Here is a 20,960-nt window from a genome sequence, read left to right as displayed (position 1 = left end):
TCAGTGCGCGGCCAGGGTCAGGTGATCGGCGATCGGTCCCAACACCAGGGCCGGCGTGAATTGCAGAACAGTCAGGATCACGATGACCGCGATCAGGGTCAGCGCGAAGGTCGGGGTTTCCACCTGCAGGCTGCCGCCGGTTTCCGGCGCCACCCGCTTGCGCGCCAGTTGCGCGGCCACGATCAGCGGCACGATCAGCGCCGGATAGCGGCCCAGCAGCAGCACCGCGGCACAGCTCAGGTTCCACCACGGAATGCCGTCGCCCAGCCCCTCGAAACCGGAACCGTTGTTGGCGAACGCCGAGGTGTACTCGTAGAACACCTGGCTGATGCCGTGGAAGCCGGGATTGGAGGTCGCCGACATCGAGGCCGGCAGCGCCAGGGTCACCGCGGTGAAGCCGAGCAGCACCAGCGGCTGCAACAGGATCAGCAGCGCCAGCAGGCGCACTTCCGGTGCTTCGATCTTGCGCCCGAACAACTCCGGAGTGCGCCCGGTCATCAGGCCGGCCAGGAACACGCTCAGCAGCAGATACACCAGGAACTGCTGCAGGCCGCAGCCGATGCCGCCCCAGATCGCGTTGATCAGCATGTTGACCATCGCCACGCCGCCGGTCAGCGGCGCCAGCGAATCGTGCATGGCGTTGACCGAGCCGTTGGAGGTCTGCGTGGTCAGCGACGACCACGCCGCCGAGCTATCCACGCCCAGGCGCACTTCCTTGCCTTCCATCAGTGCGGCGCTGGCGGTGCTGGCGGCATTGCCTTCGGCCCACATCGACAGCGCGGTGGACGCCAGCGACATCACCAGCATGCTGCCGAACACCAGCGCGGTGAACTTGCGGCGCCCGGTGAACGGGCCGACCATGAACGCCACCGCCACCGGGATCAGCACGATGCCCAGCATCTCGAGCAGGTTGGAGAACGGCGTGGGATTCTCCAGCGCCATCGCGCTGTTGGGGCCGTACCAGCCGCCGCCATTGGTGCCGAGCTGCTTGATCGCCACCATCGCCGCGACCGGGCCGAGCGGGATCTTCTGCGTCTGCTGCCCGGCACTGGCGTCCAGCGGCGTGGCGACCGGACCGGCGGCCAGCGTCGAGGGCACGCCCTGCTGGGTCAGCAGCAGCGTCCACAGCAGGCACAGCGGCAGCAGGAAGCGCAGCGTCGGACGGATCACATCGGCCCAGTAATTGCCGAGATCGACGTCGTCCTCGCGCATCGCCTGATGCTGCAATCCCACGCTAGCCGCAGCAGGCAGCCGTCCGTGGCGCGACGCCATCGGCTCCGGATCGTCCGGCCCGGTCATCCCTGGCCGGGCGCTCACGGTCGCGGCCGATGCCGATAGGGCATCGGCCGAGCGTGCGACCGTTCGCCCACCGAACAGGCCGCGCAGCGTTGCCGCCACCAGCGCCAGGCCCATCATCGGAGTGATGAACTGCAGGCCGACCACGCCCACCGCCTGCGACAGGTACGACAGCTGCGCCTGCCCGGAGTAGTGCTGCTGATCGGTGTTGGTCAGGAACGAGATCATGGTGTGCAGGGCCACGTCCCAGCGCATGTTCGGCACCGCATCGGGATTGAACGGCAGCCAGGCCTGGGTCACGAACAGCGCGAACACCAGCACGCCCAGCACCAGGTTGCTGGCCAGGAACGCACCGGCGTAGGCGCGCCAGTGCATGCCGCGCGCCGGGTCGGTGCCGAGCAGGCGGTACAGCGGGCGTTCGATCCAGCCGAACAGCGCGTCGCCGCGCATCGGCGCCCCGCGCATCACCTTGGCCAGGTACAGGCCCAGCGGCCAACCCAGCAGCAGCGCGAGCGCATAGACAAGCAATGTATCGATCATGGAAGTGGCACTCGGCTCAGAAATCTTCGGGGCGCAGGATCACGTACAGCAGGTAACCGGCCGCGACGATCACCGCCACGCCGCAAACGAACGAAAGCCAACCGCTCATGGTCTCAACTCCGAAACAAGGGGACGGCCCGCCGCATGGCAGGCCGCAATCGCATGGGAAGGCCGACGCGCGCGACGCGCACGGCGGCAGAAGGGAAGCGCAACACAGCGACGGACACCGGGTCGGACAGGCCTTCTGGCCCAGGCCGGCATTATCGAAGCCGCCGCCATAAACTCTCCGTGGCGAAGCCGCGCGGCGCGCATAAATTCTGCGTAAAACCGTGCGGCGCCGGCAGCGCGCGTGCCGTCCTCAGTAATGCAGGATCGCGTCGATCAGCGCCGTTGCCTGATGGTTGCGATGTCCGCCGTCGTAGGCGGGGAAATCGTAGGCGTGCTCGTAGCGCAACTCCGGGCGGATCTCCAGATCCTGCGACACCCAGTGGGTCAGGCCGATGGTGTGGCTGGAGTAACGCGTGGCGAAACCGGTGCGCTGGCCGTCGTGGTCGTTCACGAACTCGTTGCGGATCGCCAGCATGTCCGAGGCGCCGAGCTGGATGTTGACGTAGTTGACGATGGCATCGGCGCTGCTGCGTCCCAGCGGGAAGTCCGGCGCCTCGCCCAGCGCGTAACCGGGGCGCCCGGTCGGCGCATGCGACTGCGACGGATCGGTGGCCAGCGCCTGGTCGCGCACGTAGATGTGGTAGGCCTCGGTGAGCATGTGCACCTTCGGCGAGAAGCGGTGGCCCCAGGTCAGCACGAACTCCTGCAGATTGTTGTAGGTCTGCGCGGCGTTGTTGTACGACTCCACGCACGGATACAGCATGTCGTCGTTGCTCCTGGAGACCCAGCGCAGGCAGGCCTGCGCACTCAGGCGGCTGGTCGCGTCCCAGATCGCCGAATCGTCGCCGCCGTGCACGCCGAGCTGCAGCGTCCACTGGTCGTTGAGCTTGGTGGTGGTGAGGATGCCCATGTTGGTATAGGCATCGACCGTGTACAGGATCGAATGGGTCAGCAGGTAGTTGTTCGGCGAGAACTGGGCCTCGATGTCCGGCAGCGAGAGGTAGCGACCGACCGTGACCAGCATGCCCTGCGCCACCGACGGCAGGTACAGGTCCACGTGCGCGATCATCGGATCGTTGCCGTAGATCTTGCCGTTGAGCGCGCTGTTGGGCTGCGGGTGGTGCAGCAGCTGGTCGCTGGTGACGCCCTTCATCGTGGTGTAGTGGTAGTCGTAGCCGTACAGGTCGTCGAGGTGGAAGCCCCAGTCGACATGATCGGTCTGCACCGTGTCCGGCACGCGCTGCAGGCGGATCAGCGCCTGGTTGAACTCGCCGCGGTTGGGCCGCGTGGAGTAGGACAGCGGATAGTTGCTGCGCGAGGACGTGCTGGCGTTGAGCGAGGGATTGATCCAGCCGTACAGCTCGATGCGGTTGCGCTGCATCCACTGCCCCACGCGTGTGCAGGCCAGCGCCTTCTCCACCGGATACTGCGCATTCTCGTTGGGCACCCCGACCGGGTAGTCGACCGCGCCAAGCTGCCATTCGGCCGACGGGAACGGCGGCGAGGAGAACGGCGCCGGCAGGCCGCGGCGCGCCGGCGTCGGCCCATCGGGATCGGCCGGCTGCGCATCCTCGCGATAGGCCGAGGCCAGGCGCGAGAAGAAGCCATTGGCGCAATCGGCACTGCGCGCCAGCGGTGGCGCAGCGACGTCCTGCGCCGCTGCCGGCAGCGCATCGGACACCGGCGCCGCCAGACCAGCGGCAGCGGCGGGGCCAGCGCACAGCGCAGCCAGGGACAGGAACAGGGGGTGGAGCTTCATGGACATCGGATTCTCAGCTCGCGAGGAGCCGTCCTTCTTCGGGTGGAGGGAAACAACGACAGCGCGACGCGTCACGCGCACGCGCTATCGCAGGCGATGCGCCTGGTGGCGTATCGCGGGATGAGAGCTGGAATGCGGCGCCGCGGCGGCGGCGTCAGCGGGTCAATGCGCGTGCAGCGAACGCGCGCGACTGTGTGGGGGCGGATGCTGCAACGCGCTGCGGCAACCATGGAGGCGTCGCGCTGCGCGCGGCGTGTCGCGTCGCCCGGTACGGAGACCAGAGTGTTGCGCCGTCGCCGGATGCGATACGCCGCGTCCATACACGACCGTTGCGGGCGGCGACACGCTCAAGATTGCAGCCATCGATTCCACGCAAACACCCCTGTCGTCAGCGCGGAAAGTATAGGAATCGCCGAATATCTTCGTTGCAAAGCGCACGCTGGTTCGAATAAAAGCTGCGTAAATTCGTGCGCGAAATGGGAAGTGGCGTGCGCGCTGTTTGGCGATGCGTGGTGCCGTACCCTCATCCGCCCCTGCGGTGCACCTTCTCCCAACGGGAGAAGGGAGCAGCGAAGCCCCTCTCCCACCGGGAGAGGGGTTGGGGTGAGGGTCCGGCGAGCGAAGCGCCACGCTGATCTGCCTATGCGAGGCTGCGCCCGTACCCTCATCCGCCCCTGCGGGGCACCTTCTCCCGCGGGGAGAAGGGAGAAGCGAAGCCCCTCTCCCGCCGGGAGAGGGGTTGGGGTGAGGGTCCGGAAAGCGAAGCGCCACGCTGATCTGGCTATGCGAGGCTGCGCCCGTACCCTCATCCGCCCCTGCGGGGCACCTTCTCCCAAAGGGAGAAGGGAAACGCCAACTGCCTCAGTGCAACGGCACACTCAAGAACGACGGCGTTGCCGCCGGCGAGCTGAAGCTCACGGTGCCGCCGAAGCGGCTGGCCGAGGTGTAGCGCGGATCGGTGGTATCCACCACCAGCACCAGGCGACGCCCAGCCTGGATCTCGGCCGCGGCCGCCTGCAGCGCCAGGTCGAGGGTCACCGGCGTGCCGGGCGTCGCATTGCGCAGGGTGTACGGCACATGGCTCAGTAATTGCGCCGACCCCGCGCTGTCCATGCTGTAGAGATAGGCGAACAGCGACACGTTGGATTGGCTCGGGGTCACCGTCAGCCGCAACGACGGCGCGCCGGCCAAGCGCTTGTCGCTGGACAACACCGGACCGCTCCACACCGCGGCGCCCACCCGGCTGACCAGCGGAATCGAGGTGGTCACCGGCTGGCCGAGGCCCTGCAACAGACCACTGACCATCACCACGCCGGAATCGGCCAGCGTCGGCACGTCGGTGGCGATGCGGTAGTTCCAGCCGCTGCTGTTGCCGCCGGTCAGCGACCCGGTCGGCAGCAACAGGCCGCTGGGACCGGTCAGGCCGTAGCGGGTGGCGCCGGCCTGCACGCTGTTCCAGTCGGCATAGCTGAGCCAGGTGCCGCCGACGGTCGACAGCTGCACCGGCGCTTCGCGGTCCACGCCGTTGTCGCGGCCCTTCAGATAGCGGTCGAACCAGCGCGTGGCCTCGGTATACACCTGGTTCGGCAGGCCCAGCGCGCCCGGCAGTTCGGCGGTGGCGTGGTCGCCCTGGCTGAACATCAGGTGCTTGGGCACGCTCAACCGGTTGTACAGGTCTATGTACTGGTTCGGCGGGAACAGACCGTCGTTGAACGCATTGGCCATCAGCACCGCCGGGCCGTTGCGGTTGAGCGCCTGTACCTCGTTGATCACCCCGCGTTCGGCCGCCTTGGGCAGGAAGCCCTGCACCGCGCCGTCGTAGTCGCCCACCGCCACGTGTGCGGTGATCCGCGCCAGGTCCGGACCGGGCCGACCGGTGGCGACCCCGGCGGCGACCAGCAGACCCACGCCCTGCTGGCTGACCGTGCTGTTGGCGTACAGCGAGGCCTGCAGGTCGGCCCAGCCGCTGAGCGCGGCCACCGCCTTGATCCGCGGGTCGCGCGCGGCGGCGAGCAGGCTGGTGCCGGCGCCGTAGGAGATGCCCGACACGCCGATCGCCTTGGCATCGGCCGGGGTGTTGGCCAGCGCCCAGTCGATCACCGCGCTGACGTCCTCCACCGTCGGTGCGCCGGCGATGTCTATCAGCCCCTGCGAATCCCAGAAGCCGCGCGAGGTGTAGCTCACCACCACGTAGCCGTCGTTGGCCAGTTCGCTGGCGCGGCCCACGTACTCCAGGTTGGGCAGCGACCAGCTGGCCGGCATCACCACCAGCGGGAACGGCCCTGGCCCCTGCCCTTGCGGCACCAGGACGAGCGCGCCGAGCTTGGTGCCATCGAAACTGGAAATGCTCTGGTACTGCTTGGTGAAGCCGGCCGCAGCCGCGGCGGCGGAGAACACCAGCAACATCGCGCCAAGGGCGATGCGACGTGACACGGACATGCGCATGGACTGCCTCCCAAGCGGCGCCGGACCGGGATGGCCGGCTGCCGGAACGGTAATGCCAGAACGGTGACAAGCGCTCGACGTGGGGCCGGGCAGGCGGACCGTACCACCGGGTACGGGCGATATTCACGCCGCAGTGCGGCACGGTATGGAAGGACCTTGGCGGGCGGCCCAAACGGGCTGGCGCCGCGGCCCGTGGCCGGCGCGCGCCCAGGCCACGCGGCTCAGCTCAGAAAGTGCTGGTAGCCGCTGCGCGGCGGTTGCCATGGTTGGCCGTCGGCACCGCGCACCACGATGCCACGGCGGGCGACGATGCGCCCGATCGGCGTCGCCGTCACCCCGACCGCCTGCAGCGCCTGCGCGATCGCCGCGCGCTGCGCCGGGTCGGCGGTGAAGCACAGTTCGTAGTCGTCGCCGCCGCCCAGTTGCCAGGCGTGCACCTGCGCAGGGTCCGCGTCGGCCGGGGCGGCGACCGCCGGCAGCGCGGCCAGGTCCAGTTCGGCGCCGACGCCGCTGCGCGCACAAATGTGCTCTAGGTCGGCCAGCAGGCCGTCGGAGACGTCCACGCAGGCCCGCGCCAGGCCGCGCAGGCGCAAGCCGGCCTGCACCCGCGGCGTCGGCCGCAGCAGGCGCTGGCGCAGGCGTTCGTGCAGGGGATCGGCGGCCGGCGCGGTCACGTCCAGGCGGCCGGCCTGCCACAGCGCCAGCGCCGCGGCGGCCTCGCCCGGCTGGCCGGTCACCCAGACCGCGTCGCCCGGTTGTGCGGCATCGCGGCGCAGCGCCGCCGTCGCCGGCACGCTGCCGATGGCGGTGACCGACAAGGCCAGCGGCCCGCGCGTGGTGTCGCCGCCGGCCAGGCCGATGCCGTGCGCGTCGGCCAGGGCGAAGAAGCCCTCGGCGAACGCATCGACCCAGGCCATGTCGACCTGCGGCAACGACAGCGACAGCGTGCACCAGCGCGGCTGCGCGCCCATCGCCGCCAGGTCGGACAGATTCACCGCCAAGGTCTTCCAGCCGATGTCGGCGGCCGCGGTCTCGGCCGGGAAATGCACCCCGGCATTGAGCGTATCGGTGGTGATCGCCAGCAACTCCCCCGCCGGCGGCAGCAGCAAGGCCGCATCGTCGCCGATGCCCAGCGGCAGGTCGTCACGCGCCCGGCTGCGCGCACGCAGGCGCTCGATCAGATCGAATTCGGGCATTGGGGGCTAGGAATGGGGAAAAGGGAATCGGGAATGGGAAAAGCAGGAGCAACAACCGGCGCGCCGGCGATCTCGGAGGGGAAGGCAGTTGCTTTTGCCATTCCCCATTCCCGTTTCCCCATTCCCAGCCCCTCAGCCCCCCGACTCCACCGCGCGCCACTGCAGCGCGGCGCGGTCGAGGACGCCGTTGACGTAGGTGTGGCCGTGTTCGGAACCGAAGCGCTTGGCGGTCTCGATTGCTTCGTTGATCACCACGCGGTACGGCACGTCCATGCGGTACAGCAGTTCGTAGGCGGCCAGGCGCAGCACCGCGCGTTCGATCGCGTCCACTTCCTCGACCGTGCGGTCCAGGTAGCCGACCAGGGCTTCGTCCAGTTCGGCGCGGTGCTTGAGCACGCCTTCGACCAGGTTCTCGAAGTACACCAGGTCGGCGATCTCGTGCGCCTGCTCGTGCGCGAACTGGGCGATCACGTGCTGGGCGTTGCCGCCGGAGATCTGCCAGGCGTAGATCGCCTGCAGCGCACGCCGGCGCGCACGCGAACGCAGGACCGGATCGACGCCGTCGCGGCGTGGGTGGTGCTTGTGGCCAGCGGGTTTGTTCACGGCAGCAGCTCCAGCAGGTTGACCATCTCCAGCGCGCCCAGCGCCGCTTCCTCGCCCTTGTTGCCGTGGCTGCCGCCAGCGCGCGCCTCGGCGTCCTCGACCTGCTCCACCGCGAGCACGCCGTTGAGCACCGGGATGCGGAAGTCCAGCGAGACCCGCAGCAGGCCCTCGGCGCAGCCGTCGGCGACGTGTTCGTAGTGACGGGTATCGCCCCGGATCACGCAGCCCAGCGCGATGATCGCGGCATGCTTGCCAGCCGCGGCCAGCCGTGCGGCGACCAGCGGCAGTTCCCACGCGCCCGGTACGCGGATCACGTCCACCGCGTCCTCGGCGATGCCGTTGCCGGCCAGGCTCTGCCGCGCGCCGGCGACCAGCACGTCGGTGATGCGGGCGTTCCAGCGGCTGGCGATGATCGCGAAACGCGCCGACTCGGGAGTGCGGAGGTCGCCTTCGTAGTGGGACATGGCGGTGGCAGCTTGAGGGGGTGGGAGAGTTTAGCAGGCGGTGGGGCCGCGCCCCGGAAAGCGCCCCAAGCGACCGTGCAGAAGGCCGCCTCAGCGCCAATGGCAGGAATCGCGCGGGATCAGCTTTTACCGATTCCCGAGTCCCGAATCCCGATTCCCGGCTCCACGTGCTCCACCACCTCCAACCCGAACCCGGCCAGGCCGACCTGCCGGCGCGGCGTACCGAGCACGCGCAGCTTGCCCAGGCCCAGGTCGGCCAGGATCTGGCTGCCGGCGCCGTTGCGCCGCCACTGGCCCACGTCCTTGCCGTGCGCCGCCTCCGGTTGCGCGCGCAGCCGCGCCAGCAGCGCCTCGCTGTCGCGCGGCGCCGACAGCACCACCATCACCCCGCGCTCGGCGGCGGCGATCGCGCGCAAAGCGTCGCTGGCGGCCACGCCGAAGTCGTCGCGGCGCCAGTGCAGCAGGTCGGCCAGCGGATTCTCCACCTGCACCCGCACCAGGGTCGGCGTCTCGGCGTCCGGGGTGCCGCGGACCAGGGCGAAGTGCAGGTCGTGGGCGATGCGGTCGCGGTAGGTGACCAGGGTGAAGCCGCCGAACTCGGTGTCGATCGGCCGCTCGTCGATGCGCTCGACGGTGTGTTCGGTGGCCAGGCGGTAGGCGATCAGGTCGGCGATCGAGCCCATCTTCAAGCCGTGGGTGCGGGCGAACTCCTCCAGTTGCGGACGCCGCGCCATGCTGCCGTCGGGGTTGAGCACCTCCACCAGCACGCCGGCCGGCTCCAGCCCCGCCAGCATCGGCAGGTCGCTGGCGGCCTCGGTATGGCCGGCGCGGGTCAGCACCCCGCCCGGCTGGGCGATCAGCGGGAAGATGTGGCCGGGCTGGCTGAGGTCGTGCGGCTTGGCGTCCGGCTTGACCGCCGTGCGCACGGTGTGGGCGCGGTCGTAGGCGGAGATGCCGGTGGTCACGCCCTCGGCGGCCTCGATGCTGACGGTGAAGTTGGTATGGAACTGCGCGGTGTTGCGCTGGACCATCGGCGCCAGGCCCAACTGCGCGCAACGCTCGCGGGTCAGCGACAGGCACACCAGGCCGCGCGCGTGGGTGACCATGAAGTTGATGTCCGAAGGCTTGACCAGCTCGGCGGCCATGATCAGGTCGCCCTCGTTTTCGCGGTCCTCGTCGTCGACGATGACCACCATGCGGCCGGCGCGGAGTTCTTCCAGCAGCTCGGGGACGGAAGCGAAATTCAGGCTCGGGGTAACGGAAGGCGACATGCGGGAACTCGCGGAAAGACGGAGGATGCCGCGCGCGCCGCGGACAGCGGCGCAGCGTGGCGGATAGGCGGACGGCCGGACGCGGCCAGGATCAGTCCTGGCGGCCCTGCAGCAGGCGTTCGACGTAGCGCGCGACCAGGTCGATCTCCAGGTTCACCGCGGCACCGACCGCGGTGTGCGCGAACGCGGTGTGCGCCACGGTGTGCGGAATCAGCGCGACCTCGAAGCCTTGCGCGTCGACTTCATTGACGGTGAGGCTGACCCCGTCCACGCAGATCGAACCCTTCTTGGCGATGTAGCGCAGCAGCGACGCCGGCGCGGCGAAGCGCCAGCGCTGCGCGCGCGCGTCGTCGTGGATCGACAGCACCTCACCGAGGCCGTCGACATGGCCGCTGACCAGGTGCCCGCCGAGGCGGTCGCTGGGACGCATCGCCCGCTCCAGGTTCAGCACCGCGCCCTCGGCCAGGCGGCCGAGCGTGGTCAGCGCCAGGGTTTCGGTGGAGGCGTCGGCCTGGAACGCCGCCGCGTCGAAGGCGATCACGGTCAGGCACACGCCATTGACCGCGATGCTCTCGCCCAGGCGCACGTCGGCGAACGGCAGACTGCCGGTGGCGAAGGTGAAGCGGAGATCGCCGCCCTGCGGCTGGCGTGCGGCGAGGTGGCCGACGCCTTCGATGATTCCGGTGAACATAGCTACGTTTCTCGCAATGGGGTGAGCGAAAAACGCCACAAGGCAAACAGGCACGCGCACAGCCGCAAGGCTGCGCGAAGGCCGTCTTCTTTCATCCGGACTATACCGTCGGCCCCGGCATCGCACCGGATCTGCTGACCTTCCCGAGCCGGCGCATCGCGCCTGCGCCGGGAAGCGCTCGCGGGCTCGTGCGCGAACGCACCTACCGCCGGTGGGGAATCGCACCCCGCCCTGAAGACGTTTGTGGTCGCCGGCGAACCGGCCTGCGCATTCTAGCAGGCGTGGTCAGGCGGGCCCGGCCCGCACTGTCGATCGGGACAGGACACTGCATCGCGCGGCATGCCCGCCCCCAAGACAGCAATGTGAAATATTTGTTAAAATGCGCAAGGCGACAGCGACGTCGCCCGTGTCCGCCCTGCAACGGGCACCGACACTGCCATTCATTCGGAGAGCACCACCCATGCGCAACACCCTGATCCTGGCTGCCCTGTTGGCGGCCGCACCCTTTGCTGTGTCGGCCGAGGGCCTGAGCTACAACTATGTCGAAGGCGGCTGGAACCGCACCGAGATCAACGTCAACGCGTCCTCCGAGGACATCAACGGCGGCTACCTGCGCGGCTCCTGGCAGATCGCCGAGCCGGCGTATGTGTTCGCCGGCTACCAGCGCGCCAGCGAGGACTTCGTCCTGTCCGAGGTGTACACCGCCAAGGTGACCGTGCAGCAGGCCAACCTGGGCATCGGCTACCGGCAGGAAATGACCGAGCGGGTGGACTTCATCGCAGACGCCAGCGTGCTGCGGGTCAAGGCCGAAGCCGACCTGCGCGAGGACGGCGTGCGTCTCGCCCGCGGCTCCGATTCCAGCACCCTGGGTGCCGTCAATCTCGGGTTGCGCGGCAAGCCTTCGCCGCGGACCGAAGCCTGGATCAAGGCCGGCTACATCGACGGCAGCGATGCCGACGAAGGCAAGTTCGTCGGCACCCTCGGTGGCCAGATCAACTTCACGCGCACCTGGGGCATGGTCGGCGAATTCCAATACATCGATGACGCCAGCCAGTACAAGGTCGGCGTGCGCGCCAGCTTCTGATCCAAGACCTGGCGCTTTGCGCACAAAGGGCACGCCGGCACACACCGCCGGCGTGCCCTTTGCGTTGATGCGTTTCGTTGGCGAACTCAGTCCGCTACCGGGACATAGCGCAAGCGCAGGTCCTGCCCCAGTTGCACGATGTCCGCGAGCTGCAGCGGCACCCGCTGGGCCATGGTCTCGATGCCGAGCCCGGCCAGCAGCGGGCGGGCAGTATCGCCGAGCAGCAGCGGCGCCATGTACACCAGCAACTCATCGACCAGGCCGGCGCGCAGCAACGCGCCGCTCAGCGTCGCCCCCGCTTCGACCTGGACCTCGTTGATGCCGCGTTCGCCGAGCAGGCGCAGCGCCGCATGCAGGTCGCAGCGCCCGTCGTGCAGCGGCACGGCGGCGAAGGTCGCGTGATCCAGCGTCGGCGGCACGCAGTCCGGTGCATGCAGGTACAGGGTCGGTGCGCTGCCGTCGCGGACCTTGGCCTGGGCCAGGCTGCGCAGTTGCGCGTCCAGCACCACGCGCAGCGGCGGCATCGCCTCGGTCGCCGCATCCAGGCGCACGGTCAGCGCCGGGTCGTCGGCCAGCACGGTGCCGGCGCCGGTGAGGATGGCGCCGGCGCGGGCGCGCCAATGCTGCACGTCCTGGCGCGCCGCCGCGCCGGTGATCCATTTCGATTCGCCGCTGGCCAGGGCGGTGCGTCCGTCCAGGCTGGCACCGAGCTTGATCCGCAGCCACGGTCGGCCACGCTCCACCCGCGACAGGAAGCCCCGGTTGAGCGCGCGCGCCTGCGCTTGCATCAACCCGGATTGCACCGCGATGCCGGCTTCGCGCAGCAGTGCGAAGCCGCCGCCGTTGACCTGCGGGAACGGGTCGGCCATCGCCGCCACCACCCGCGCCACCTCGGCCTCGATCAGCGCCAGCGCGCACGGCGGGGTGCGGCCGTAGTGCGCGCATGGCTCCAGGGTCACGTAGGCGGTGGCGCCGCGGGCGCGTTCGCCGGCGGCGCGCAGCGCGAACACCTCCGCGTGCGGCCCGCCGGCACGCTGGTGGAAGCCCTCGCCCACCACCGCGCCGTCGCGCACGATCACGCAACCGACCATCGGATTGGGCCGCGTGGTGTAGGCGCCGCGCTCGGCCAGGCGCAGCGCCTGCGCCATCCAGCGATGGTCGTCGGCGGAAAAGCCGCGCGCCTGCGGATCGCTCATGCGGCAGCGCCGCCGGCGTCGATGCGCATCACCACGATCTGCAGCGGCCCCAGCGGCAGGTCGGCGTGGCGCTGCCAGCCCAGGCGCTCGTAGAACGGCACCAGCACCGGCTCGCAATACAGGTACAGCCACTGCACGCCGAAGCCCGCGGCGGCCTGCACGCAGTGCGCGACCAGGGCGGCGCCGACGCCGGCACCGCGTGCCTGCGGCCGCACGTACAGCGTCGCCAGCCACGGCGAAAACTGGCGGATGCGCGCGTCGTCGTTCTGCAGCAGGCTCACCGACCCCAGCCAGTCCTCGCCGTCCAGGGCGATCCAGCTGGTGGGGATGCGGCGTTCGTCGCGGTGGCTGCGCAGGTCGGCCTCGGCCTCCACCACGTTCCATTCCGGCAACAGGGGACCGAAGGCGTGCAGATGCTCCTGCGCCAGCGCCGGGATGTGCTGCGCGGCCTCGGCCAGACAGACGATGCGCATGCGCTCAGCGCTTGCCGGTCTTGTCGCCCGGCTTGGCCGCGCGCACCAGGTCCAGCAGCGGCAACTGCTCGCTGCCGACCGGCAATTCGCGCTCGAGCTTCTCGATCTCCTCGCGGAAATCGGCCACGTCCTGGAAGCTGCGGTACACCGAGGCGAAGCGCACGTAGCCGACGTGGTCGAGCTTGCGCAGCTCGGCCATCACGTACTCGCCGACCCGGATCGAGGGCAGTTCGCGCTCACCGGACATGCGCAACTGGTGCACCACTGCGCGCACCGCCGCCTCGATCTGCTCCTCGGCCACCGGCCGCTTCTGCAGCGCGCGGTCGAAGCTGGTGCGCAACTTGCGCGCATCGAACGCCTCGCGGCCGCCGTCGCTCTTGATCACCGTCGGCAGCTTGAGCTCGATCGTCTCCAGCGTACTGAAGCGCTCGCCGCAAGCCTCGCACTCGCGACGCCGGCGGATCGTCGCGCCATCCTCGGACACGCGCGAATCGATCACCCGGGTATCGGTGTGCTGGCAGAAGGGGCAGTGCATTCAGGGCGCCGGGAATGGGGAGACGGGAATGGGGAATGGGAACGTCAACAGCGCAAGCGTAGCGCGTCTGACCATTCCCGATTCTCCATTCCCCATTCCCGTTTTTCAGCCATACACCGGATACTTGCGGCACTGCGCGGTCACCGCGTCACGCACGCGCGCCAGCACGGCGTCGTCGGCCGGGGCGTCGAGCACGTCGGCGATCCAGTTGGCCAGGTCGACGCAGTCCTGCTCCAGGTAGCCGCGGGTGGTGATGGCCGGGGTACCCAGGCGCAGGCCGGAGGTCACGAACGGCGAGCGCGGGTCGTTGGGCACCGAATTCTTGTTGACGGTGATGTGGGCCTTGCCCAGCGCCGCTTCCGCGTCCTTGCCGGAGACGTCGCGGCCGATCATGTCCACCAGCATCAGGTGGTTTTCGGTGCCGCCGGAGACGATCTTATAGCCGCGCGCGATCAGGGTCTTGGCCATGGCCTGCGCGTTCTTCACCACCTGCTGCTGGTAGCTGGTGAACTCCGGCTCCAGCGCTTCCTTGAACGCCACCGCCTTGGCCGCGATCACGTGCATCAGCGGGCCGCCCTGGATGCCGGGGAACACGATCGATTGCAGCTTCTTGGACAGGTCCTCGAGCGTGTCGCCAGCACCGGCTGCGCTGGCGACGATGATGCCGCCGCGCGGGCCGCGCAGGGTCTTGTGGGTGGTGGAGGTGACCACGTGCGCGTGCGGCAGCGGGGTCGGATACACGCCGGCGGCAACCAGGCCGGCCACGTGCGCCATGTCCACGAAGAAGTACGCGCCGACCTTGTCGGCGATGGCGCGGAAGCGCGCCCAGTCGATGACCTGCGAGTACGCGGAGAAACCCGCCACCACCATCTTCGGCTTGTGTTCCAGGGCCAGGCGCTCGACCTCGTCGTAGTCGATCAGGCCCTGGTCGTTGACGCCGTACTGCACGGCGTTGAACAGCTTGCCGGAGGCGTTGACCTTGGCGCCGTGGGTCAGGTGGCCGCCGTGCGCCAGCGACATGCCGAGGATGGTGTCGCCCGGCTGCAGCAGCGCGAAGTACACCGCCTGGTTGGCCTGCGAGCCGCTGTGCGGCTGCACGTTGGCGTAGTCGGCGCCGAACAGCTGCTTGACCCGGTCGATGGCCAGTTGCTCGGCGACGTCGACGAATTCGCAGCCGCCGTAGTAGCGCTTGCCCGGATAGCCTTCGGCGTACTTGTTGGTCAGCTGGCTGCCCTGCGCTTCCATGACGCGCGGGCTGCAGTAGTTCTCGCTGGCGATCAGCTCGACATGGTCTTCCTGGCGGCCGGCTTCGGCGGCGATGGCGCGGGCCAGTTCGGGATCGTAGGTTTCGATGCGGGCGTCGCGCGGGAACATCGGGTCTCCGGGGGCATGGACAGAAGGCAGACGACTAGTTTAAGCCCCGCGCGCGCCCGAGGGCGAACCAAAACGCGAACGGCCTCCCGAAGGAGGCCGTCCGGCAGTGCTGCGGCGGGGCTCAGCGGCCGCTGAGCACCAGGTCGGCGATGATGCCGGTGGCGACGGCGACCAGCAGCAGGTTGCCGGTGTCGTCGCGCACCCAGCGGTAGCCGTATGGCGGGCGCCGGACCTGGTAGCGGTCGTAGTCGTAGACCACGTAGTTCGGGCCGTAGTAGCGCTGGCCGCGCGCCCAGCGCGGCGGGCCCGGACGGTAGTAGACGACGTCGGGACCGTTGCGATAACCGTCGCGGTAGCCGCGGTCGTAGGCGCGACGGGCATCGCGGCGGTCGCGCTCGCGGTCGCGCCAGTCGCGATCGCGGTCGGCGTCGCGGTAACCGCGGTCGTACCAGCCGTGGTCGCGCGGACCCGGTCCCGGCGGGGGCGGCGGTCCCGGAGGACCCGGCGGGCCCCAGCCCGGGCCCGGGCCGCCCGGACCCCAGGCGAACGCGGATGGCGCCATGAAACCCAGCGCCAGCGCGGACGAGAGGGCAATTGTGGCAAGGCGTTTCATGTTCATGGCAGCTCCGTCACGTGGTGTGGCGATTGCATTTAGAGCCTTGCCGTCTGAACCGCCTCCTGCTGGAATCGGTTACGTATTCAGCTTTGCCGATAGGGCTAAGAAAGCGTTCATCCATCGGTACTTGCGGCCTGCGCGTGTAGGCGCAACAGCGCGGCCTGCGCTGTGTCATCGGCTGGCAAATAGACCACCAGGCGGTTGCCGTTACGCGGCGCCGACCACCAGTTGACCTGCTGCAGGCGCAGTTCGCCTTCCTGCGGATGGCGGAAGCGCTTGAGCTGGTTCTCCACGCCGCGCACCTCGCGCCGCTGCCGCCACAGCGCGTCGAATTCGGACGAGGCGGCGCGGTAGCGCGCCAGCAAGGCCTCCCATTCCGGCTCGCCCAGGTGCTCGGCCATCGCCGCGCGCAACATCGCCACCATGTGCTGCAGCACGTCCTGGCGGTCGAGCAGCGCGTCGCGCCAGCGCGGATTGGTGAAGGCCTGATAGACGCAGTTGCGATCGGCATCCGCCAGGTCGGCCAGGGTCACCCCCATCAGCCGCTCGAAGGCCGGGTTGGCGCCGAGGATGTCGAAGCGCGGGGTCTGCAGCATCGCCGGCCACGGCCCGAGCTGATCGAGCAGCATGCGCCCGGTGCCGGTCAGGCGCTGGCACGGCGGCGGCGCCAGGGCCGTGGTCTCGCCCACCCCCGCCAGCGCCAGCACGTGCGCGGTTTCGACCTCCGAACACTGCAGGGCGCGGGCGATGGCGGTCAGCACGCGCGCCGAGGCGCGGACCGGGCGCCCCTGTTCCAGCCAGGTGTACCAGGTGACGCCGACATCGGCGAGCAAGGCCACTTCCTCGCGGCGCAGGCCAGGGGTGCGCCGCCTGCCGCCGCGCGGCAGCGCCAGCCGCGCCGGGTCCAGGCTCTCGCGGCGGGCGCGCAGGAAGGCGCCCAGCGCGCGGGCGCGCTCGCTGGCCAGGGCCGGGCCGGACGCGGCCGCTGCGGCGGCCCGCTGCGGCGTGGGGGTGGAATGCGCGAGGTCCAGTTGCATCGTCTTCTCCGCGTCGTTGTCTGCCAGTACCGAACGATCCAGCGTCAGGTCGCGGCGCACGCCGCGCCGCCGTGTCCCGCCCCGCCTGAGACGCCGCTCGGGACGGCCAGGGAGGCACTGTCAGTACCAGGATAAATGAGTCCTTGTACCAGTTTATCGACTGCCCATACTGCGCGCCATGACCACGCCCACCTCCCCCGCTTCCGCCATGTCCGCCAGCGTCCCCACCCTGAGCCGCCGCGGCCTGGGCATCCTGCTGATCGGGCAGATGCTGCCGCTGATCGACTTCTCCATCCTCAACGTGGCGCTCGGCTCGATCGCGCACACGCTGCATGCGTCGGCGACTCAACTGGAACTGATCGTGGCCGTCTACGGCGTCGCCTTCGCGGTGGGCCTGGCGGCGGGCGGCCGGCTCGGCGACAACCTCGGCCGGCGCCGCGTGTTCGGCGCGGGCGTGCTGCTGTTCGGCCTGGCCTCGTTGCTGTGCGGCGTTGCCGGTTCGGTAGGAGCGCTGCTGGCCGGCCGCATCCTGCAGGGCCTGGGGGCGGCGCTGGCGGTGCCGCAGATCCTCGCCACCATCCACGTCAGCCTGCACGGCAAGGCGCACGCCCGGGCGTTGGCGCTGTACGGCTCGTTGGGCGGCATCGCCTTCGTCATCGGCCAGGTGCTTGGCGGATCGCTGGTCAGCGCCAACATCGGCGGCTCCGGCTGGCGCAGCGTGTTCCTGATCAACCTGCCGTTCTGCCTGCTGGCGCTGGCCTGCCTGCGCGCGGTGCCGGAGACCCGCGCGGCACGGCGGATGCCGCCCGACCTGGCCGGCGCCGGGCTGCTGGGGCTGTTCCTGGCCTGCCTGCTGCTGCCGTTGGCGCTGGGCCCTTCCCTGCACTGGCCGCCGGCGTGCCTGGCGGTGCTAGCCGCGTGCCTGCCGCTGCTGGTGGCGCTGGCCCGGGTCGAACTGTGGCAGGAACGCCGCGGGCGCACGCCGCTGCTGCCGCCGGCCCTGCTGCGGCTGCCCAGCGTGCGCTTCGCACTGCTGGTGGGCGGGGTGTTCTTCACCTGCTGGAGCGGCTTCATGTTCGTGCTGGCGCTGACGCTGCAGACCGGCGCCGGGCTGTCGCCGCTGCAGTCGGGCAATGCCTTCATCGTGCTGGGGGCGGCCTACTTCGCCTCCGCGCTGGTCAGCGCCCGCGTGGCGACGCGCTGCGGCCCGCTGCCGACGCTGTTGCTGGGCTGCGTGGTGCAGATGCTGGGCCTGCTGGCGCTGAGCTGGACGCTGCACGCGGTGTGGCCGCATCCGGGCGCGGGCAACCTGGCGCCGGCGACGGCGCTGATCGGTGCCGGCCAGGCCTGGATCGTGGCCAGCTTCTACCGCATCGGCCTGTCGCAGGTGCCCACCGAGCATGCCGGCGCCGGCAGCGCCATGCTCTCCACCATCCTGCAGGCGGCCATGGGCCTGGGGCCAGCGGCACTGGGCGCGATCTACGCGCACGCCCACGGCGGCGGCAGCCTGGCCGCGATGCAGGCGGCCCTGCACAGCGAGTGGCTGGCGATGCTGCTGCTGGTGCTCTGCGCGCTGTTCTACCTGCGCCGGCAGCGCCGCGCCGGCGCATCGTCGACGGCGTCGACCGCGGCACTGCCGCCGATCGCCGAATAGCCCGCGCAGCACCGCCAGCGCGTGCGCTGGCGCAACCGCGGCAACGATTGCCGGCGGCCGTCCGGCTATAATCCGTCATCCCTTTCGACGCCCTCCGGCTGCCGGCCGGCGGGCGCCCTGCGCCTTTGGAGCTGCCATGTCGCAATACATCTACACCATGAACCGGGTCAGTAAGACCGTGCCGCCCAAGCGCCAGATCATCAAGGACATCTCGCTGTCCTTCTTCCCCGGCGCCAAGATCGGCCTGCTCGGCCTCAACGGCGCCGGCAAGTCCACCGTGCTGAAGATCATGGCCGGCGTGGACACCGATTTCGAAGGCGAGGCGCGTCCGCAGCCCGGCACCAAGGTCGGCTACCTGGCGCAGGAGCCGGAACTGGATCCGAACAAGACCGTGCGCGAATCGGTCGAGGAAGGCGTGGGCGAAGTGCTGCAGGCACAGGCCGCACTGGAAGCGGTGTACGCCGCCTATGCCGAGGAAGGCGCCGATTTCGACGCGCTGGCCAAGGAACAGGAACGCCTGGAGGCGATTCTGGCCGCTGGCGACGCGCACACCCTGGAAAACCAGCTCGACGTGGCCGCCGACGCGCTGCGGCTGCCGCCGTGGGACGCCAAGATCGCCAACCTGTCCGGCGGCGAGAAGCGCCGCGTGGCGCTGTGCCGGCTGCTGCTGCAGAAGCCGGACATGCTGCTGCTCGACGAACCCACCAACCACCTCGACGCCGAGTCGGTGGAGTGGCTGGAGCAGTTCCTGGCGCGCTACACCGGCACCGTGGTCGCGGTCACCCACGATCGCTACTTCCTCGACAACGCCGCCGAGTGGATCCTGGAACTGGACCGCGGCCGCGGCATTCCGTGGAAGGGCAACTACACCGAATGGCTGATGCAGAAGGACGAGCGCCTGAAGCAGGAAGAGAACCAGGAAAAGGCGCGGCAGAAGGCGATCCAGAAGGAACTGGAGTGGGCCCGGCAGAACGCCAAGGGCGGCCGCTCCAAGGGCAAGGCGCGTCTGGCGCGCCTGGACGAACTGCAGTCGGTCGACTACCAGAAGCGCAACGAGACCAACGAAATCTTCATCCCACCGGGCGAGCGCCTGGGCAACTCGGTGATGGAGTTCAAGAACGTCTCCAAGAAGTTCGGCGACCGCCTGCTGATCGACAACCTGTCGATGATCATCCCGCCGGGCGCCATCGTCGGCATCATCGGCCCCAATGGCGCCGGCAAGTCGACCCTGTTCAAGATGATCACCGGGCAGGAGAAGCCGGATTCGGGCGAGATCGTGGTCGGCCCGACCGTGCAGCTGTCGTACGTGGACCAGAGCCGCGACAAGCTGGAAGGCAACCACAACGTGTTCCAGGAGATTTCCGGCGGCCTGGACATCCTCAACATCAACGGCGTGGAGATCCAGTCGCGCGCCTACATCGGCCGCTTCAACTTCAAGGGCCAGGACCAGCAGAAGATGGTCGGCTCGCTGTCCGGCGGCGAGCGCGGCCGCCTGCACATGGCCAAGACCCTGCTGCAGGGCGGCAACGTGCTGCTGCTCGACGAACCGTCCAACGATCTGGACATCGAGACCCTGCGCGCGCTGGAAGACGCGCTGCTGGAGTTCCCGGGCAACACCTTCGTGATCTCGCACGATCGCTGGTTCCTGGACCGCATCGCCACCCACATCCTCGCCTTCGAGGGCGATTCGCACGTGGAGTTCTTCCAGGGCAACTACCGCGAGTACGAGGAAGACAAGAAGCGCCGCATGGGCGACGACGCCGGCCCCAAGCGCCTGCGCTTCAAGGCGCTGAAGTAAGCCGCAGCGCGTTTCTCGCAGCACCCGCCACGGCCCGCTTCGCGCGGGCCGTGTGCGTTTTGGGTGATGTCCGTGATGGCATTCGTAGGAGCGGCTTCAGCCGCGACCGAGGCGTTACCGGTAACGCCCGGTCGCGGCTGAAGCCGCTCCTACGAAAAGCACGTCGGTCCTGTGCTACAGATCGTACGACAGCACGTCCTCGAAGCCGAACTTGTCGAAGTCGCGGATGCGCGAGGGATATAGCCGGCCGATCAAGTGGTCGTGCTCGTGCTGCACCACCCGGGCGTGGAAACCCTCGGCGTCGCGTTGCAGCGGGGTGCCGTCGGGCAGCACGCCGCGGTAGCGGATGTGCCGGTAGCGCGGAATCACCGCACGCAGCCCGGGAATGGACAGGCAGCCTTCCCAGCCGTCCTCCAGGTCGTCGGACAGCGGCTCGATCTCCACGTTGGCCAGGGCGGTGCGCGGCACCGGCGGCGCGTCCGGATAGCGCGCGCTGCGCTCGAAGCCGAACACCATCAACTGCAGGTCCACCGCGATCTGCGGCGCGGCCAGGCCGACGCCGCGCGCGGCATCCATGGTCTCGAACATGTCGGCCACCAGCGCATGCAGTTGCGCGCTGTCGAAGTCGGTGACTGGCGGCGCCTGGCGCAGCAGACGCGGGTCGCCCATGCGGATGATGTCGCGGATCATGGCGGACTCCTGTGCGGGGATGGCCGCGATTATCCGCCGTGCCGGCGGCGCGTGCAGCGGGGCGGCGATGTACCGTGCCCCAACTAAGGCCCGCCGCCGTGCAATCCCCGTGTTGCGGCGAAGGGCCGGC

General features: G+C 69.6%; 19 protein-coding genes and 1 riboswitch. Of the genes, 3 read left to right on the top strand and 16 right to left on the bottom strand.

All coding sequences use genetic code 11. The annotated features are described in order from the left end of the window. The 9 genes from kdpA to RAB71_RS04020 all read right to left on the bottom strand — a co-directional run bounded on the left by kdpA (position 1) and on the right by RAB71_RS04020 (position 10,373). Positions 1-1,836, bottom strand: coding sequence for a potassium-transporting ATPase subunit KdpA (gene kdpA, locus RAB71_RS04060; RefSeq protein ID WP_010341962.1), 1,836 nt, complete (start codon positions 1,834-1,836; stop codon positions 1-3). Between the two features lie 16 nt (positions 1,837-1,852). Beyond that, complete coding sequence (locus tag RAB71_RS04055; RefSeq protein ID WP_010341961.1) at positions 1,853-1,945, bottom strand: potassium-transporting ATPase subunit F; 93 nt, start codon at positions 1,943-1,945, stop codon at positions 1,853-1,855. 249 nt (positions 1,946-2,194) lie between these two features. Continuing rightward, on the bottom strand, positions 2,195-3,703 hold the full coding sequence (locus tag RAB71_RS04050) for an outer membrane beta-barrel protein (protein ID WP_029561950.1): 1,509 nt from the start codon (positions 3,701-3,703) through the stop codon (positions 2,195-2,197). Positions 3,704-4,564: 861 nt separating this feature from the next. After that, positions 4,565-6,136, bottom strand: a complete 1,572-nt coding sequence (locus RAB71_RS04045; RefSeq protein ID WP_029561949.1) for a CocE/NonD family hydrolase — start codon at positions 6,134-6,136, stop codon at positions 4,565-4,567. A gap of 233 nt (positions 6,137-6,369) precedes the next feature. Continuing rightward, on the bottom strand, positions 6,370-7,344 hold the full coding sequence (gene thiL, locus RAB71_RS04040) for a thiamine-phosphate kinase (protein ID WP_104609557.1): 975 nt from the start codon (positions 7,342-7,344) through the stop codon (positions 6,370-6,372). Between the two features lie 132 nt (positions 7,345-7,476). Next, the gene (nusB, locus tag RAB71_RS04035) at positions 7,477-7,947 is read right to left on the bottom strand and encodes a transcription antitermination factor NusB (protein ID WP_010340900.1); all 471 of its coding nucleotides are present in this window, start codon (positions 7,945-7,947) and stop codon (positions 7,477-7,479) included. Further along, the gene (ribH, locus tag RAB71_RS04030; protein WP_010340901.1) at positions 7,944-8,411 is read right to left on the bottom strand and encodes a 6,7-dimethyl-8-ribityllumazine synthase; all 468 of its coding nucleotides are present in this window, start codon (positions 8,409-8,411) and stop codon (positions 7,944-7,946) included. Before ribH ends, nusB begins: the two co-directional genes overlap by 4 nt. A 119-nt stretch (positions 8,412-8,530) precedes the next feature. After that, entirely contained in the window at positions 8,531-9,658 is a 1,128-nt protein-coding gene (gene ribB, locus RAB71_RS04025; RefSeq protein WP_029561816.1) for a 3,4-dihydroxy-2-butanone-4-phosphate synthase, read from the bottom strand. 115 nt (positions 9,659-9,773) lie between these two features. Beyond that, positions 9,774-10,373: a riboflavin synthase gene (locus tag RAB71_RS04020; protein ID WP_010340903.1), complete on the bottom strand. Its 600-nt coding sequence runs from the start codon at positions 10,371-10,373 to the stop codon at positions 9,774-9,776. 79 nt (positions 10,374-10,452) lie between these two features. Continuing rightward, positions 10,453-10,616, bottom strand: a riboswitch (FMN riboswitch). A gap of 217 nt (positions 10,617-10,833) precedes the next feature. Between RAB71_RS04020 and RAB71_RS04015 the strand changes: the two genes are divergently transcribed. Next, entirely contained in the window at positions 10,834-11,457 is a 624-nt protein-coding gene (locus RAB71_RS04015; RefSeq protein WP_010340904.1) for an outer membrane beta-barrel protein, read from the top strand. An 86-nt stretch (positions 11,458-11,543) separates the two neighbouring features. Here RAB71_RS04015 and ribD read toward each other — a convergent pair whose 3' ends face one another. The 6 genes from ribD to RAB71_RS03985 all read right to left on the bottom strand — a co-directional run bounded on the left by ribD (position 11,544) and on the right by RAB71_RS03985 (position 16,688). Then, positions 11,544-12,653: a bifunctional diaminohydroxyphosphoribosylaminopyrimidine deaminase/5-amino-6-(5-phosphoribosylamino)uracil reductase RibD gene (gene ribD, locus RAB71_RS04010; protein ID WP_010340905.1), complete on the bottom strand. Its 1,110-nt coding sequence runs from the start codon at positions 12,651-12,653 to the stop codon at positions 11,544-11,546. After that, complete coding sequence (locus RAB71_RS04005) at positions 12,650-13,126, bottom strand: GNAT family N-acetyltransferase (RefSeq protein WP_010340906.1); 477 nt, start codon at positions 13,124-13,126, stop codon at positions 12,650-12,652. The genes ribD and RAB71_RS04005 overlap by 4 nt, the downstream gene beginning before the upstream one ends. Before the next feature lie 4 nt (positions 13,127-13,130). Next, positions 13,131-13,661 (bottom strand): transcriptional regulator NrdR, encoded by a 531-nt coding sequence (gene nrdR, locus RAB71_RS04000; RefSeq protein ID WP_010340907.1) that lies wholly within the window; start codon positions 13,659-13,661, stop codon positions 13,131-13,133. 105 nt (positions 13,662-13,766) lie between these two features. Continuing rightward, positions 13,767-15,035 carry a serine hydroxymethyltransferase gene (gene glyA, locus RAB71_RS03995; protein ID WP_010340908.1) on the bottom strand — a complete coding sequence of 423 codons (1,269 nt, stop codon included), beginning with the start codon at positions 15,033-15,035 and terminating at the stop codon, positions 13,767-13,769. Between the two features lie 121 nt (positions 15,036-15,156). Beyond that, positions 15,157-15,654 (bottom strand): RcnB family protein, encoded by a 498-nt coding sequence (locus tag RAB71_RS03990; protein WP_010340909.1) that lies wholly within the window; start codon positions 15,652-15,654, stop codon positions 15,157-15,159. A 110-nt stretch (positions 15,655-15,764) separates the two neighbouring features. Then, entirely contained in the window at positions 15,765-16,688 is a 924-nt protein-coding gene (locus RAB71_RS03985; protein ID WP_104609559.1) for a helix-turn-helix transcriptional regulator, read from the bottom strand. Positions 16,689-16,896: 208 nt separating this feature from the next. Between RAB71_RS03985 and RAB71_RS03980 the strand changes: the two genes are divergently transcribed. Together RAB71_RS03980 and ettA are read left to right on the top strand one after the other, a co-directional pair. Then, positions 16,897-18,342 (top strand): MFS transporter, encoded by a 1,446-nt coding sequence (locus tag RAB71_RS03980; protein WP_010341955.1) that lies wholly within the window; start codon positions 16,897-16,899, stop codon positions 18,340-18,342. A gap of 136 nt (positions 18,343-18,478) precedes the next feature. Further along, on the top strand, positions 18,479-20,140 hold the full coding sequence (gene ettA, locus RAB71_RS03975) for an energy-dependent translational throttle protein EttA (protein ID WP_010341954.1): 1,662 nt from the start codon (positions 18,479-18,481) through the stop codon (positions 20,138-20,140). Between the two features lie 174 nt (positions 20,141-20,314). On the opposite strand, the gene RAB71_RS03970 is transcribed toward ettA, so the two are convergent. Next, the gene (locus RAB71_RS03970) at positions 20,315-20,830 is read right to left on the bottom strand and encodes a peptide deformylase (protein ID WP_010341952.1); all 516 of its coding nucleotides are present in this window, start codon (positions 20,828-20,830) and stop codon (positions 20,315-20,317) included. Positions 20,831-20,960 lie beyond the last annotated feature (130 nt).

This window comes from Xanthomonas sacchari (genome assembly GCF_040529065.1).
Classification (GTDB): Bacteria; Pseudomonadota; Gammaproteobacteria; order Xanthomonadales; family Xanthomonadaceae; genus Xanthomonas_A; species Xanthomonas_A sacchari.
Note: the sequence above shows the minus strand (reverse complement) of the source record. Positions and strands in the feature narration are given on the sequence as shown.

Bases quoted from the DNA above. Each gene is read 5' to 3' on its own strand.
- RAB71_RS04020 (WP_010340903.1), bottom strand. From the start codon at position 10,373: ATGTTCACCGGAATCATCGAAGGCGTCGGCCACCTCGCCGCACGCCAG.
- RAB71_RS04015 (WP_010340904.1), top strand. From the start codon at position 10,834: ATGCGCAACACCCTGATCCTGGCTGCCCTGTTGGCGGCCGCACCCTTT.
- RAB71_RS04005 (WP_010340906.1), bottom strand. From the start codon at position 13,126: ATGCGCATCGTCTGTCTGGCCGAGGCCGCGCAGCACATCCCGGCGCTG.
- kdpA (WP_010341962.1), bottom strand. From the start codon at position 1,836: ATGATCGATACATTGCTTGTCTATGCGCTCGCGCTGCTGCTGGGTTGG.
- ribH (WP_010340901.1), bottom strand. From the start codon at position 8,411: ATGTCCCACTACGAAGGCGACCTCCGCACTCCCGAGTCGGCGCGTTTC.
- RAB71_RS03990 (WP_010340909.1), bottom strand. From the start codon at position 15,654: ATGAACATGAAACGCCTTGCCACAATTGCCCTCTCGTCCGCGCTGGCG.
- RAB71_RS04050 (WP_029561950.1), bottom strand. From the start codon at position 3,703: ATGAAGCTCCACCCCCTGTTCCTGTCCCTGGCTGCGCTGTGCGCTGGC.
- thiL (WP_104609557.1), bottom strand. From the start codon at position 7,344: ATGCCCGAATTCGATCTGATCGAGCGCCTGCGTGCGCGCAGCCGGGCG.
- RAB71_RS03980 (WP_010341955.1), top strand. From the start codon at position 16,897: ATGTCCGCCAGCGTCCCCACCCTGAGCCGCCGCGGCCTGGGCATCCTG.
- nrdR (WP_010340907.1), bottom strand. From the start codon at position 13,661: ATGCACTGCCCCTTCTGCCAGCACACCGATACCCGGGTGATCGATTCG.
- glyA (WP_010340908.1), bottom strand. From the start codon at position 15,035: ATGTTCCCGCGCGACGCCCGCATCGAAACCTACGATCCCGAACTGGCC.
- RAB71_RS04055 (WP_010341961.1), bottom strand. From the start codon at position 1,945: ATGAGCGGTTGGCTTTCGTTCGTTTGCGGCGTGGCGGTGATCGTCGCG.
- ettA (WP_010341954.1), top strand. From the start codon at position 18,479: ATGTCGCAATACATCTACACCATGAACCGGGTCAGTAAGACCGTGCCG.
- RAB71_RS03970 (WP_010341952.1), bottom strand. From the start codon at position 20,830: ATGATCCGCGACATCATCCGCATGGGCGACCCGCGTCTGCTGCGCCAG.
- RAB71_RS03985 (WP_104609559.1), bottom strand. From the start codon at position 16,688: ATGCAACTGGACCTCGCGCATTCCACCCCCACGCCGCAGCGGGCCGCC.
- ribD (WP_010340905.1), bottom strand. From the start codon at position 12,653: ATGAGCGATCCGCAGGCGCGCGGCTTTTCCGCCGACGACCATCGCTGG.